General features: G+C 73.8%; 2 protein-coding genes. One reads left to right on the top strand and one right to left on the bottom strand.

The features are described from left to right. Positions 1–761 (top strand): dihydrolipoamide acetyltransferase family protein (locus D8M29_RS12205; RefSeq protein ID WP_127446021.1); only part of this gene is annotated, 761 nt, incomplete at its 5' end. 105 nt (positions 762–866) lie between these two features. Here D8M29_RS12205 and D8M29_RS12200 read toward each other — a convergent pair. Next, positions 867–1,340, bottom strand: a complete 474-nt coding sequence (locus D8M29_RS12200) for a GNAT family N-acetyltransferase (protein ID WP_051995227.1) — start codon at positions 1,338–1,340, stop codon at positions 867–869. Between the last annotated feature and the right edge of the window lie 138 nt (positions 1,341–1,478).

The following is a 1,478-nucleotide window of genomic DNA, read 5'->3' as shown; positions in this document are numbered from 1 at the left end:
CGCCGCAGTCCGGCGCCGAGTCGGGCTCGACCGGGGGCGTCCGCACCCTGGGCGGCCGCCCGCGCACGGAGGCCGTGCCGGTCAAGGGCGTGCGCAAGGCGACCGCGGCGGCCATGGTGCAGTCCGCGTTCACCGCCCCGCACGTGACCGAGTTCCTGCAGGTGGACGTCACCGAGACCATGGAGCTGCTCGCCGAGCTCAAGGCCTCCCGCGAGTTCCGGGACGTCAAGCTCACGCCCATGACGCTCGCCGCCAAGGCGTGCCTCGTGGCGATGGAGCGCACCCCGGACGTCAACGCCCGGTGGGACGAGGCCGCCGGGACGATCGTCCAGCAGAACTTCGTGAACCTCGGTTTCGCCGCCGCCACCCCCCGCGGGCTGATGGTGCCGAACGTCAAGGACGCCCAGGCGATGAGCCTGAGGGAGCTGGCCGACGCCATCCGCGATCTCACGGGCCTCGCCCGCGAGGGGCGGCTGTCCCCGGCGGATCTGGCCGGCGGCACCTTCACGCTCACGAACGTCGGGGTGTTCGGCGTGGACGCGGGCACCCCGATCATCAACCCGGGTGAGGGGGCGATCATCGCGATCGGCCAGGTCCGGAGGATGCCGTGGGAGCATCGCGGCGAGATCGCCCTGCGGGACGTCATGACGCTGTCCCTCTCGTTCGACCACCGCTTCGTGGACGGCGAGCAGGGCTCGCGCTTCCTCGCGGACGTCGGCGCGATCCTGCGCCGCCCGGGTCTGACCCTGACCATGGTCTGACGGCCCCGGACGCGCCGCGGCCCCGCCACCCGGGCACCGGGAGGCGGGGCCGTCGTCGTGGCAGGCCGGTGCGGCCGCCGGCACGGCGGGGGCCGCGGGGCGCGCTCAGTCGGCGGCGGGCAGCTCCATCACGAGCTCGGTGATGACCTCGGCACGGGCGTTGGAGAAGACCTTCTCCTCGCCGACGGTCTCGAAGCCGCGGCGGGAGAGCACCTTCACGGAGCCCACATTGTCCTCGGGCACGTGCGCCCGCAGCGGGCGGGCGGTGTGCTCCTCCAGGAACCGGTCCACGGCCGCGGTCGTCAGCCCCAGGCCCCAGTAGTCCTGCGCGGTCCAGAAGGACAGCTCGCCCACGCCGTCCTGCTGGGTGCACACGAGCGCACCCACGGCGCGGCCCTCGTGCTCGATGGTCCGCACGACGGTGTCCTCGTCCCCGAGCAGGTGGGCCCAGTGGTAGTCGAAGACACCGCGGTCCCGGGGGTTGCGGGGGGCGAAGGCGGACATCAGGTTGGCCTGCTCGTCCTGCTGGTGGAGGAAGAACTCGTCCAGATCCTCGGGTCGGACGTCACGAAGAAGCACGGCGGTGGACCTCTCGGGGCGGGGTTCGACGGCGTCGCCGTCGCGGGTACCGGCCACCGTATCACCGGGCACGACGCCGGCCCGCCGGGCCGGTGCCGCCCGCTCAGTCCCCGCCGGGCAGCGGCCCGGGGGCCGTGG

Origin of the sequence: Micrococcus sp. HSID17227 (assembly GCF_003989405.1) — a bacterium.
GTDB classification, from domain to species: domain Bacteria; phylum Actinomycetota; class Actinomycetes; order Actinomycetales; family Micrococcaceae; genus Micrococcus; species Micrococcus luteus.
This window is presented reverse-complemented; position numbering and strand designations above follow the sequence as displayed.